This window comes from Bacillus sp. RC51 (assembly GCF_044908115.1).
Lineage (GTDB): Bacteria > Bacillota > Bacilli > Bacillales > Bacillaceae_G > Bacillus_A > Bacillus_A mycoides.
The window spans coordinates 144140-156707 of sequence record NZ_JBIYCW010000002.1; the positions used below are offsets into that span (position 1 = coordinate 144140).

A 12568-nucleotide genomic window follows, 5' to 3' on the forward strand; every position below is an offset into this window, starting at 1 on the left:
CAAATGGTAGCAACAGTAGTAAATGTACAGGTGAAAAATGAGAAAAAGATTGAGACAGCACCAAAAAAAATAGTATTTGATACGAAAAATTTAAATTTATGGTACGGAGAAGACCATGCTTTAAAAGATATCAACTTAAGTATTCATGAGAATGAAGTAACAGCGATTATCGGTCCAAGTGGTTGTGGGAAATCAACATACTTAAAAACGCTAAATCGTATGGTAGAGTTAGTGCCTATCGTTCGAACTACGGGCGTTATCGAATATAGAGAACGAAACATATTTGATAAATCATATCCGGTTGAAGAATTACGTACGCATGTGGGTATGGTGTTCCAAAAGCCAAATCCATTCCCAAAATCTATTTATGAAAATGTAGCATATGGTCCGAAAATCCATAGTGTTCGTGACAAAAAAACACTTGATGAAATTGTTGAAAATAGCTTGCGCGGCGCAGCTATTTGGGATGAGTTAAAAGATCGTTTGCATGATAATGCATACGGTTTATCTGGTGGTCAGCAACAACGTCTATGCATTGCACGCTGCTTAGCGATTGAGCCAGACGTAATTTTAATGGATGAGCCAACATCGGCGCTAGATCCAATTTCAACATCAAAAGTAGAAGAATTAATTCAGGAGTTAAAGAAAGATTTTAGTATTGTTATCGTAACGCACAACATGCAACAAGCAGCACGAATTTCAGATAAAACTGCTTTCTTCTTAAGTGGAGAAGTTGTGGAATATACAGATACGAACAAATTATTTACAACACCTGCAGATAAGCGTACAGAAGACTACATTACAGGACGATTTGGTTGATATCGCTAGCAAGGCTAAGAGTAAATGCCCTCTTAACAGAGGGCATTTCTCATTTTTACCTCATTTTAAATAGGGGAGTAATATTTCTCTTTTCTCAAGGCTTAATAAACATACAAGAGGCTGGGTAGGGGATTTATATAAAATGGCACATAATATTGAGGGGGAAGAAATGATGGTAAGAGAACAGTTTCAATGTGATTTAAAAACGTTACAGCAAAAGGTGATCGAGCTTGGTGAGTTAGCAAGTGGAGCTTTATTGATTGCTATGGAAGGTCTTCACAACAGGGATGTAGAGAAAGCGTTAGAAGTCATTGATGGGGATTATCGCATGGATAATTTAGAAGAGGAAATAAATGACCTTGCGCTTATGCTTATTACAAAGCAGCAGCCTGTAGCAAGTGATTTAAGAAGAATTTTCATTTCAATTAAAACAGCGACAGATTTAGAACGTATTGCAGACCATGCTGTTAATATTGCGAAATCAACAATTCGTCTTGGTGAAAAAGAAGTGGTTGTTAGTTTACATAATCTTGAGGAAATGTTTGAGATTGCTCATAAGATGTTAAATTTAGCATTAGAAGCATATGAGCAAGAAAATTTAACTTTTGCTAAACAAATTGCTGAAATGGATGATTCAGTTGATGAAATTTATGGGAAGGCGATTCGTGAATTTATTTCATCTATCCCTGGACAACCAGAAGCGATTACACAAATTACACAACTATCCTTTGTTGCAAGATATATTGAGCGTGTAGCAGACCATGTTACAAATATTGCCGAGAATGTATTTTATGTAGTAAAAGGAAAGCATTATTTATTGAATGAGTAGGGGGAAAAGTAGGTGATGAGAAATCACCTGCTTTTTTTAGTCAAAACATGACAAAAAAAGCTCGTTGTTTCCTTTAGTCTATGATGATAAGATGTATCATAATTGATGGGAAAATAAGTACATATGTGTTAGTTACGTATTATTAATTATTTTACCAAGTTAATGGTAAGCGCTTTCTTTTGGGTGGGAGTTAAAAGGTATATTTATTTATAAAGTGAGGCTTTAATTAGTGGGGCTGTCTCTCGCTGATTGTTAGATCATACCAAACCGGACTTTTACTGCAGTTAATGTGGGGTAAATGATATACGGAGTTCTTGAACATTATATAAGTGGAGGCTGAAGTATATGAAGGGGGTTATTTTAGCTGGAGGAAAAGGGAGACGCCTTAGACCATTAACATGTAATACTCCAAAACCGATGTTACCATTGTTAGAAAAACCAGTTCTTGAATATAATATTGAATTATTACGTCAGCATGGTATTCGTGAAATTGCAATTACAGTTCAATATATGAGTACTGCCATTAAGCAATACTTTGGTGATGGTAGTAAGTGGGGAGTTAACTTGTATTATTTTGAAGATTCTCCTCCGCTTGGAACAGCAGGGAGTATTAAGCAAGCGGAAAGTTTTTTAGATGAAACATTTGTTGTTATTAGTGGGGATGCATTAACTGACTTTCAATTATCAGAAGGAATTGCATTTCATGAACAGAAGAAGAGAATGGTAACGATGTTTGTGAAAGAAGTAGAAAACCCACTCTCATTTGGCTTAGTTGTAATGAATAAAGAACAAGAAATTATACGATATATAGAAAAGCCGAGCTGGAATGAGGTAGTTTCTAATATTGTGAATACAGGTATTTATATAATGGAGCCAGAAATCTTTTCTTACATACCATCCATGGAATTTTCGGATTTCAGTCATGATGTGTTTCCTTTATTGGCAAATAAAAATGCTTTATTTGCATATTTATCAGAAGACTATTGGCTAGATATTGGTACATTTGATCAATATCGGCAAGCTCAATTCGATTTGTTGACGAAAAAATTGAAGGTGCCTATTCCATATACAGAAGTATTACCGATGGTGTGGATGGGAGAAGGTGTAACGATAGGAAAAGGGACGAAAATTCATGGCCCTTCTTTTATTGGAGAAGGAGCAATGATTGGTGCAGGGGCTGTAATTGAACCGTACTCTATTATCGGGAAAAATAGTATCGTTTCAAGTTATTCTCATCTTCAAAAAAGCATCATTTTTGCAAACGCTCATATAGGAAAAAATTGTGAGTTGTTAGAAACAACAATAGGAGATCATACAATGGTCGAAGATGATGTTACACTTTTTCAAAAAAGTATTGTAGCGGACCATTGTCATATAGGGAAAAGTACAGTAATTAAGCAAAAAGGAAAAATATGGCCATATAAGGAGATAGATAGTCATTCGATAGTAGGGTCTGCCGGTGTTAAAGAGAGTGAAAAGAGTGCAGGGTGGTTACAAAAAAGCCGGATTTTAGGAAGGGGTAATGTTGAAATTACTCCTCAATTTATTGTGAAAGTTGCAATGGCTTATGGATCTCTTTTTGCTAAAGGAGAGAGTATATTGATTGGAAGTCAGGAAAATATAGAAACAACTTCCTTTAAAAATTTATTCCTCCATGCCATTCATGGCAGCGGGATTCATACGATGGAATGTAAAGAAATGAATGAGTCGCTTTTTCAGTATGCCATTCATAATTTGCAATGTGCAGGTGGAGTTTTCGTTCAAGTGGAAAGCGAAAGAGGGATTGTTATACAATTGTATGGTAAGGAGGGCTCATTTTTAACGTATAAGCAGCAAAAAGCGATAGAACAAGTATATATGTCTGAGTCGTTTTATTACGCTTCTGAGAAAGAAATGGGACGAAATAAGCTAGTTCACGTTTCTGTAAATAATTATGTAGAAGCTGTGTTAGAGCATATTGATATTGAAACGATACAAAAACAGAAGTTTCATCTTCTTATTAATAAGAGAAATGATATGTTACAACATTTACTTATGATTTTTTTGCAAAGGCTCGGATGCACAGTTACATGGATTTATGCGGGCGAACAAAAGCATCATGTGAAAGCCTTGATGAAATCAAGTAAAGCAAATATGGCACTTATGTTTTCAGAGCAAGGAAATTATTTCGAGTTATATGATAATCATAGTAATATTTACCAGGGAACAGATTTTGAAGAGGTAGATATTCCAGATTTATTACTTGAATCGGCAGGAAATATTTACCCGATGTCTTTGAAATTAGGAGAATGTTACCTTCTATTTTATACGCAGGATGAAAAAAAGTCGTTTCAAGCGAGATGGAAGCGAGATATTTTATATCGAATTGGAAAATTATTCGAGCTAATAGCATTGCAGGGAAAAACATTTCTCAGCATAGTAGAGCAATCACCTCCGCTCTATCTACTTTGTGATGAAGTTGTATGTTCATGGAATGAAAAAGGGAAAGTAATGAGGAAATTATTGGCTGATATGGAAAGAAAGGAAGAAGGTATATTTGAAGGAGTACAGTTCAAATATACCGAAAAAGAGTGGTCTTATATCGTTTCTGACACAAAACAACCGAAATTTTTAGTGTATTCGCATGCTAGAAACCCAGTAATAGCAAGGGAAAACATGAAAAATCTTATAGAAAAAATTAGACAATATCAAAAGGTGTAGAATTTTTATTTTAAAAGTGGTATTATAGTATAGTCTGATTTAAGTTATTAGTACTGGAGGGAAATAAGAATGCGTGTGAATATTACTCTAGCATGTACAGAATGCGGAGATCGTAACTATATCTCAAAGAAAAACAAACGTAACAACGCTGAGCGTATCGAGCTTAAAAAGTATTGCAAGCGTGACAAGAAGTCTACGTTACACCGTGAAACAAAGTAAGCAGTAGGAATATTTTCCTACTGTTTCTTTTTTTATTCGGTTCCTCTGTTAAAAGTGATACACTATCATCGTAGAGCAAAGTGTCACTGTGAGGGGGAAAATGTGTGAGAGAAGAGAAACTACGTTTACGTAAACAAATAATAGAACACATGAATTCTTTATCAGAAGAACGGTATACAACTTTATCAGAGCAAATTGCAGCTTCGTTGTATGCGCAAAAAGAGTGGGTTGAAGCTAAAACAATTGGAATCACCCTCTCAATGGAAAATGAAGTGAATACATATCCTATTATCGAAAAAGCTTGGGAAGAAGGAAAGAAAGTTGTTGTTCCGAAGTGTAATAAAGGAACACGAACGATGTCTTTCCGGAAAATTAGTAATTTTGATCAATTAGAAACAGTGTATATGAATTTACGTGAACCAATTCCAGCGCTTACGGAAGAAGTGAATGCAGATGAAATTGATCTTCAAATCGTGCCAGGCGTAGCTTATACAGAGCGAGGAGAACGGATTGGATATGGCGGTGGCTATTATGATCGTTATCTCGTGCATTATAAAGGGAAAGCGTTATCATTAGCTTATAGTTTTCAAATGGTAGAATATATTCCAGTAGAGCCATTTGATAAAAATGTAGAAAAAATTATTACAGAAAAAGGAACAATGGTTAAAAATGGGCTTGTATAGACAAATAAAAATTGACGAGACTTTTTCTTCGTGATTATAATAAAATATGTGAACGTTTTCTTATTATAATTTTTTATAGTAAGTGAGCATAGAGGGTGATGAAATGGTATCTATTTATGATATTCAGCAATTGCTAAAGAAATTTGGTACGATTATTTATACGGGTGATCGAATTGCAGATTTACAATTAATGCAAGATGAATTGCGTGAATTAAATCAATCACAGCTAATCGATCCACAAGACTATCAAACAGCTTTATTTTTATTGAAGCAAGAAATTCAAAAAGAGCTAAATAAGAATTAGATAAAGGTAGGTAAGTAACATGGAAGAGAAATGGTTAGTTGGTGTTGACCTTGGTGGTACAACGATTAAATTAGCATTTATTAATGTGTACGGTGAAATTTTACATAAGTGGGAGATCCCTACGAATACAAATGAACAAGGAAAACATATTACACTTGATGTAGCGAAAGCTATTGATAAAAAGTTAGAAGAATTAGGTGAATTAAAAAGCAAGCTAATTGGTATTGGTATGGGAGCTCCTGGTCCTGTACATGTGGCATCTGGAATGATTTATGAAGCGGTTAATTTAGGATGGAAAAACTATCCGTTAAAAGACTTGCTAGAAGTAGAAACAGGATTACCTGTTGTTATTGATAATGATGCAAACTTAGCGGCGCTTGGTGAAATGTGGAAAGGTGCTGGCGAAGGAGCAAAAGATTTAATTTGTATGACACTTGGCACTGGTGTTGGTGGTGGTGTTATCGCCAATGGTGAGATTGTACATGGTATAAGCGGTGCTGCTGGTGAGATTGGACATATTACAGTTGTTACAGAGAACGCTTTTCCATGTAATTGCGGGAAGTCAGGTTGCTTAGAAACAGTAGCTTCTGCAACAGGTATTGTACGTGTTGCTATGCAACAAATACAAGAGACAGATAAAGAAAGTGTTTTACGTTCTATGTTAGCAGAAGAAGGGCTTATTACATCAAAAGATGTGTTTGAAGCGCTTGGACAAGGTGACGAACTAGCAGGTGAAGTAGTGGAAAAAGTAGCTTCTTATTTAGGATTAGCTGTAGCGAACCTTGCTAGTACGTTGAACCCAGAGAAAATCGTAATTGGTGGTGGCGTATCTAAAGCTGGAGACGCACTATTAGAGCCAATTCAACGTTATTTCGAGCAATATGCTTTCTCTCGTGCTGTAAAGAGCACAAAGTTAGCAATTGCAATACTTGGTAATGATGCAGGTGTAATTGGAGGAGCGTGGCTTGTAAAAAAGAACAAATACGAGGCGAAGATGATATAAGTTGTGAATAATGAAAAGAGGAAGGGGCCCCCTTCCTCTTTTTATGCAAGATCTTGTTGGAGAATAAAAATGTAAATGGATTAAGCTGGTGGGTACCCATTATATAGAACAGTCATGATTGTAAACCATCCGAAAACAAGTACGGTTGCAATAGCGAAGCCGCCCGCGAATAAGTTTTTTTCGCGAAGTGTTCTAAGCGTAGCAAATACAGCTAACAGAGTGACTAGCGTAAAAATAATAACAAGGCCCATACAATATCCTCCTCTGTCTACTCATTCCTTAGAATAAGTTTTTAGAATATTTACTCTTTTATATTGTACATGTTTTAAAAATGATTGTCGAGATGACACGCCTTCTTTTCCTAAGAGAAAGAAATGTTGTATCATTAAAAGTAAATTAAATAACTGGAGGAGATTTTCATATGAAATGGATACAAATGCCTTTAGGCCCATTACAAACAAATGCTTATATTTTAAAGAATGATCAAAATGAGTGTATTATTTTTGATCCTGGTCATGAAGGAGAGAAACTTGTTACATATTTACAGGAAGCGCAGTTAAAGCCACTTGCGGTTTTATTAACACATGCTCACTTTGATCATATTGGTGCTGTTGATGCCGTGAGAGACGCTTTTCATATTCCGGTATACGTACATAAAGAAGAAGCGAATTGGTTAGGCGATGCAACTGTGAATGGCTCGCAAATTTTTATGATGAACCGCAGTATTACAGCAAAACCAGCAGATCATATTATTGACGAAGAGGGTACATTAACGATCGGTTCTTTTAGTTTTGAAATTTTTGAGACACCAGGACATTCTCCAGGAAGTATTTCTTATTATAGTAAAGAAGCGAATGCTGTATTTTCTGGAGATGTATTGTTCCAAATGAGTATTGGAAGAACGGATTTACCTGGTGGAAGTTTTGCTGAATTAATTGGAAGTATTGAAGAGAAATTATTTGTATTACCAGATGAAACAGCGGTGCTATGTGGACACGGTCCAGAAACAAGCATTGGTTTTGAAAAAGAAAATAATCCATTTTTACAATAAGGAGTCATTATGGGGATGGAGCTCAATTTAAGAGAATGGATGGGAAAAGAAAAGGATCATTCGATTTCATATAGTACGTATATGAATCTCGTATTATATGCAGAGGAACATGGGTATTATATGAGAGAACGTGAAAAAATTGGAAGACAGGGAGATTTTTTTACGAGTAGCAATGTATCTTCTGTATTTGCGAAGACTTTTGCTAAGTTTTTTATTCGGCTTGTTGAAAAGGGAGAAGTTTCTCCAAATATTTGTGAGATTGGTGGGGGAACAGGAAAGTTTGCCTATGATGTTTTACAAGAATGGAAACAATTATCTCCGGAAACCTTTATCAATTTAAACTATTCAATTATTGAAGTGAGCCCTTTTCATAGAAGGCTACAACAGGAGAGGCTTTGCTTATTTGATAATGTGTCGTATTATACATCTTATATTGAAATGGGAGAGTCTTTCGAAGGAATTATTTTTTCGAATGAATTATTTGATGCGTTTCCTGTTGAGATAGTTGAGAAAAGAAATGGAATTTTGTATGAAGTACGTATCACGTATACAGATGAGGGAAACCTTACAGAAGTATTTAGACCGATAGAGAAAAGAGTCGGTCGTTACTTATTGAAATATAACATTCATATTGCTGAGGGACAGCGCTTTGAAGTGCCTATTGCAATGGAAGAGTATATAGAAGAGATTGCGAAATGGTTTCAGAAAGGTATATGTATTACAGTTGATTATGGATATACAAAAGAAGAATGGATGCATCCTGCACATCGTGAAGGAAGTTTAAGAGGATATTATAAGCACAAGCTAATTCGTAATCCTCTTGCATATCCAGGAGAAATGGACCTTACTACGCATGTTCATTGGGATGAGTTGAAGATGAATTTTGAGCTGCACGGAATTAATACGATATGGCATAGGAAGCAATCAGAGTTTTTGTTAGCAGCAGGAATATTAGATCAGCTTGCTAGCCATCAAGATACCAACCCTTTTTCTGAAACTCAAAAACTAAATAGAGCTATTCGCTCTATGATTTTGAACGGAGGATTAGGTAATGCTTTCGATGTTGTTATACACACAAAAGATATGAAGAATTTACTTTTGAATCAATATTTAACGATATGAAAAAAACAAGACACAGTATTTTCTGTGTCTTGTTTTTTAATACGACTTTTAATTATGTAGCATTATATATTTTCTCTCATGATATATATTTATATTAAAGATATGAGATGAAAAATATAGAATACACTCTTTTTCTCTGTCTATAGGTCCCTAACCTAATAATACACGAACGAGTTGAATAATTGTTTCGTTTTCTACTTTGTAGTAAATTTCCAATCCTTTTCTTTCACTAGAAACGATTTTAGCACTTTTTAACTTTGCTAAATGCTGTGAAATTGTAGATTGTGGCATGTTTAAGCCTGTGTACATTGTAGAAACGTTGCTTGGGCCACGTTCAATTAATCCCTTTACAATACATAAGCGAACAGGATGAGCAAGCACTTTCAATAATTCTGCATTGCTTTCATATAGTTCTATTTCTTTTTGAAAGGTTTCTAACATGTTCTTTTCCACCTCCGTGTGAGCTGTTATACCATACTATACATACCAAAAAATCAAAGAAAAGAAAACAGTTGTTGCAGAAAAAAAGTCCTAAAGTAAAGAAATTGTAAGAAAAGAGACCCTGATGTAAATAAAATAGATAAATTTGCACAGTTTTGTAAAATGACATTTTTGAGTGAAAATTTTGATGCGTTTCAAAAATTGAAAGATATAGATATATTCGTAACACAATTTTATCATGATTTTCTTATTCTTTCAAATGAATATACAAAATTTTTAAAATAATATGACAAAGGAATTATAATGTTATATATAGAATATATAACAGGTTAAAAGAAAAGAAGCTGATTATGATCAGCTTCTTTATAATGGTGATAATGAAATATTTGAATGTGGCTGATAAATCTTAGAATGATCAAGTTATTAGTCATTTATTCTAGAGTTCATCTTGTATCAATTTTAAAAATCTGTGATTCCATATATTTTCATAAAAATTAATTGTCTCTTTTGCGGACATAAATGGATTATTTAACGTAGAGGTTGTTTTCTGTATCATGAAGTTTTCGTATCCTAGTCCATGGGCAAATTTAATCGTAGCATCCATACAGTACTCTGTTTGGGCACCACAAAATTCAATATGATGTACAGATAATTGGTCTAAAATCTCTTTTAAGTTCGTTTTATAAAATGAATTTGCATGTGTTTTTCTTACAAAAAAATCTTGTTCTTGAACATCTAGATCGGTATGAATAGCCCAAAGTTCTTTTTCGGGTACTAAATCATCATCACAATGTTGAACAAAAATGATTGGTTTATTTGATTTTCTATAGGAAGAAATTCTTTTATTTACTTTTGTAAGCAAGTTTTGTAAATCAAATAAATGCTCTCCGTTATAACATACCCCATTTTGTAAATCGATAACGATTAAAACATCTGCACAAGTATCCATTATTTTTGCCCCTTTTTTACTTTTTAATATATCAATTAATTCATTACTTGGAAATAGATGGTGCTCTTTCGTTTTTTATGAACTATACGAAAAGTAAAAAATATACTTAACGGCATAAAAAAGAAGATATGAAAACTTAATTTCATATCTTCTGTTCGTCCTATGCATTTACAGGCTCTTCTACATAAGAAAGGGCATTTTCAAAATCGGATATTAAATCGTCAACATTTTCAAGGCCAACGGATAACCGAAGTAATGAATTAGAAATACCTCTTTCATCACGAGCTTCTTGCGACAGTGCTGCATGTGACATTTTAGCTGGGTAGGAAAGAATCGATTCGACAGCTCCTAAACTAACTGCGAAGACAGGTAATTTTACTTTTGATAAAAATTGGCGGAGTGCGTCTTCTGATTGTAAAGTGAAAGATAGGACAGCTCCGGCTGATGTAGCTTGAGATTGTTGAATGTCAAATCCAAGATGTGTTTGTAAGCCAGGATAATAGACATTTTGAACTTTAGTGTGCTCTTGTAAAAAATGTGCGATTTTGTTGGCACCTGCAGCTGAATGTTCGAGACGTACATGCAATGTTTTAATGCCGCGAAGCACGAGAGAACAATCTTGCGGTCCTAAAATAGCACCAAAAGCGTTTTGTAGAAAGCCGAGCTTTTGAGCGAGTTCTTCATCTTTTACGACAGCTAATCCGGCGGTGACATCGCTATGACCAGCAATAAACTTTGTAGCGCTATGAAGAACGACATCAGCGCCAAGATCAAGCGGTTTTTGAAATAGTGGTGTCAAAAATGTATTATCAACAAAAGTAAGAGCACCAATAGATTTTGCAAGATTAGAAACAGCACGAATATCTGTCACTTTTAAAAGTGGGTTAGAAGGTGTTTCTACATAAAAGAGCTTCGTATTTGGTTTAATGTTTTCTTTTACTTCTTCCACATTGGTCATATCAACAAATGTATGTGAAACACCATAACGGGAGAGAACTTCAGTAACAATTCGATAAGTGCCTCCATATACATCTTCTGAAATAAGAACATGGTCACCTTGTGAAAGAAGGAGAAATGCAGTAGAAATGGCTGCAATGCCTGATGCAAAGGCAAATCCTTTTGTCCCGCCTTCTAATAAAGCAATGATATCTTCAAGAGCTTCACGTGTTGGATTTCCAGATCTACTATAGTCATACTTTCCGAAAGCATCTACATCAAACTGATGGAATGTTGATGTGTTATAGATGGGAACGTTAACAGCTCCTGTGTGTGAGTCATGCTTGTATTGATTATGCAGTAAAAGCGTATCTATGGAATAACTCATATTCTTACACCTTCTTTTACAAGTTTAATTGCTTGCTTTAAGTCTTGAATTAAGTCGTTGCTATTTTCGATGCCGACTGAAAAACGGAGAAGACGATTACACACACCACGTGCTGTTCGAACATCTTCTGGAATGTCGGCATGAGTTTGCGTTGCTGGATAAGTCATTAAACTTTCGACGCCGCCAAGACTTTCAGCAAATGTAATTAAGGATAAAGATTGTAAGAAAGGATTAATCCAAGTTTCATCTTGAAGGCGAAATGAAATCATACCACCTCTTCCTGGATAAAATACATCTGTCACACCATCTTCATCATTTAAATAAGCAACAATTGCATGAGCGTTTTCTTCATGCTGTTTCATGCGAAGTGCTAAAGTCTTCATCCCTCGAATTAATAGCCATGAATCAAACGGGCTTAAGACAGCACCAGAGGCATTATGATAATGAGCAAGCTCCTCGCAAAGAGATTTCCCTTTCGCAACGACAAGTCCGCTTAGTACATCGTTATGACCGCCTAAATATTTAGTTGCGCTATGAAGGACGATGTTTGCACCTTCTGTTAATGGTTGCTGTATATAAGGTGTATAGAACGTGTTATCTACAATAAGAAGTAGTCCGTGCCTTTTCGCTACACTTGCTACACTTACGATATCAGTTACTTGCATTAATGGATTAGTCGGTGTTTCTATGAAAATAGCCTTCGTTTGAGATGTGATTGCTTGCTCAATTTGTTTAATAGATTGTGTATCTACGTATCTACATCGAATATTCCACTTGTCTTCATGTTCGGAAAATAGACGATATGTTCCCCCGTATAAGTCTTCAGATACGATAAGCTCATCTCCGGAACGGAATAGTGAAAGGACAAGGAGAACAGCCGCCATTCCTGAACTACAGGCATACCCTTGCTCACCGCTTTCTAAGTCTGCAATTGCCTGTTCTAAAAGGCCACGAGTCGGATTTCCAGTTCTTGAATAGTCAAATCCAGTAGATTTACCAATTCCTTCGTGACGATAAGCAGTTGAGAAATAAACAGGTGGATTAACCGTTCCTGTTGTAGCTTCGCTACGGTTCCCGATTTGTGCTAGTTTTGTTTCGATTGTTGACATGTGAAAATTCCCCCT

The 12568-nt window shown here is 35.3% G+C and carries 14 protein-coding genes; 9 read left to right on the top strand and 5 right to left on the bottom strand.

Translation table 11 applies throughout. From position 1 onward, the window contains the following. Positions 1-3 precede the first annotated feature (3 nt). The 7 genes from pstB to glcK all read left to right on the top strand — a co-directional run bounded on the left by pstB (position 4) and on the right by glcK (position 6557). Entirely contained in the window at positions 4-819 is an 816-nt protein-coding gene (gene pstB, locus ABH959_RS05415; RefSeq protein WP_404492350.1) for a phosphate ABC transporter ATP-binding protein, read from the top strand. Between the two features lie 172 nt (positions 820-991). Next, positions 992-1648, top strand: a complete 657-nt coding sequence (phoU, locus tag ABH959_RS05420) for a phosphate signaling complex protein PhoU (protein WP_002015145.1) — start codon at positions 992-994, stop codon at positions 1646-1648. A gap of 345 nt (positions 1649-1993) precedes the next feature. Then, entirely contained in the window at positions 1994-4348 is a 2355-nt protein-coding gene (locus tag ABH959_RS05425) for a sugar phosphate nucleotidyltransferase (RefSeq protein WP_113935588.1), read from the top strand. 69 nt (positions 4349-4417) lie between these two features. Continuing rightward, positions 4418-4567 (top strand): 50S ribosomal protein L33, encoded by a 150-nt coding sequence (gene rpmG / locus ABH959_RS05430; protein WP_001265616.1) that lies wholly within the window; start codon positions 4418-4420, stop codon positions 4565-4567. A gap of 104 nt (positions 4568-4671) precedes the next feature. Next, on the top strand, positions 4672-5250 hold the full coding sequence (locus ABH959_RS05435; RefSeq protein WP_404492351.1) for a 5-formyltetrahydrofolate cyclo-ligase: 579 nt from the start codon (positions 4672-4674) through the stop codon (positions 5248-5250). 103 nt (positions 5251-5353) lie between these two features. Beyond that, positions 5354-5554 (top strand): YqgQ family protein, encoded by a 201-nt coding sequence (locus ABH959_RS05440; RefSeq protein ID WP_000253699.1) that lies wholly within the window; start codon positions 5354-5356, stop codon positions 5552-5554. A 19-nt stretch (positions 5555-5573) separates the two neighbouring features. Then, positions 5574-6557, top strand: a complete 984-nt coding sequence (glcK, locus tag ABH959_RS05445; protein ID WP_113935587.1) for a glucokinase — start codon at positions 5574-5576, stop codon at positions 6555-6557. A gap of 80 nt (positions 6558-6637) precedes the next feature. Here the strand turns inward: glcK and ABH959_RS05450 are convergent, their stop codons facing one another. Next, a complete protein-coding gene (locus ABH959_RS05450) occupies positions 6638-6808 on the bottom strand; it encodes a DUF2759 domain-containing protein (RefSeq protein WP_002034036.1) in 171 nt (56 codons plus the stop codon). 170 nt (positions 6809-6978) lie between these two features. Between ABH959_RS05450 and ABH959_RS05455 the strand changes: the two genes are divergently transcribed. Then, a complete protein-coding gene (locus ABH959_RS05455; protein WP_002088640.1) occupies positions 6979-7608 on the top strand; it encodes an MBL fold metallo-hydrolase in 630 nt (209 codons plus the stop codon). A 9-nt stretch (positions 7609-7617) separates the two neighbouring features. Further along, positions 7618-8730, top strand: coding sequence for a class I SAM-dependent methyltransferase (locus ABH959_RS05460; RefSeq protein WP_219303545.1), 1113 nt, complete (start codon positions 7618-7620; stop codon positions 8728-8730). Between the two features lie 150 nt (positions 8731-8880). Here ABH959_RS05460 and ABH959_RS05465 read toward each other — a convergent pair whose 3' ends face one another. From ABH959_RS05465 to metI, 4 genes are all read right to left on the bottom strand, one after another. Next, positions 8881-9171 carry an ArsR/SmtB family transcription factor gene (locus ABH959_RS05465; protein ID WP_000894375.1) on the bottom strand — a complete coding sequence of 97 codons (291 nt, stop codon included), beginning with the start codon at positions 9169-9171 and terminating at the stop codon, positions 8881-8883. Positions 9172-9607: 436 nt separating this feature from the next. Next, the gene (locus ABH959_RS05470; protein ID WP_113935585.1) at positions 9608-10120 is read right to left on the bottom strand and encodes a cysteine hydrolase family protein; all 513 of its coding nucleotides are present in this window, start codon (positions 10118-10120) and stop codon (positions 9608-9610) included. Between the two features lie 160 nt (positions 10121-10280). After that, complete coding sequence (gene metC, locus ABH959_RS05475; protein ID WP_002088638.1) at positions 10281-11444, bottom strand: cystathionine beta-lyase; 1164 nt, start codon at positions 11442-11444, stop codon at positions 10281-10283. Continuing rightward, the gene (gene metI / locus ABH959_RS05480) at positions 11441-12553 is read right to left on the bottom strand and encodes a cystathionine gamma-synthase/O-acetylhomoserine thiolyase (RefSeq protein WP_002143142.1); all 1113 of its coding nucleotides are present in this window, start codon (positions 12551-12553) and stop codon (positions 11441-11443) included. The genes metC and metI overlap by 4 nt, the downstream gene beginning before the upstream one ends. Positions 12554-12568: the final 15 nt, after the last annotated feature.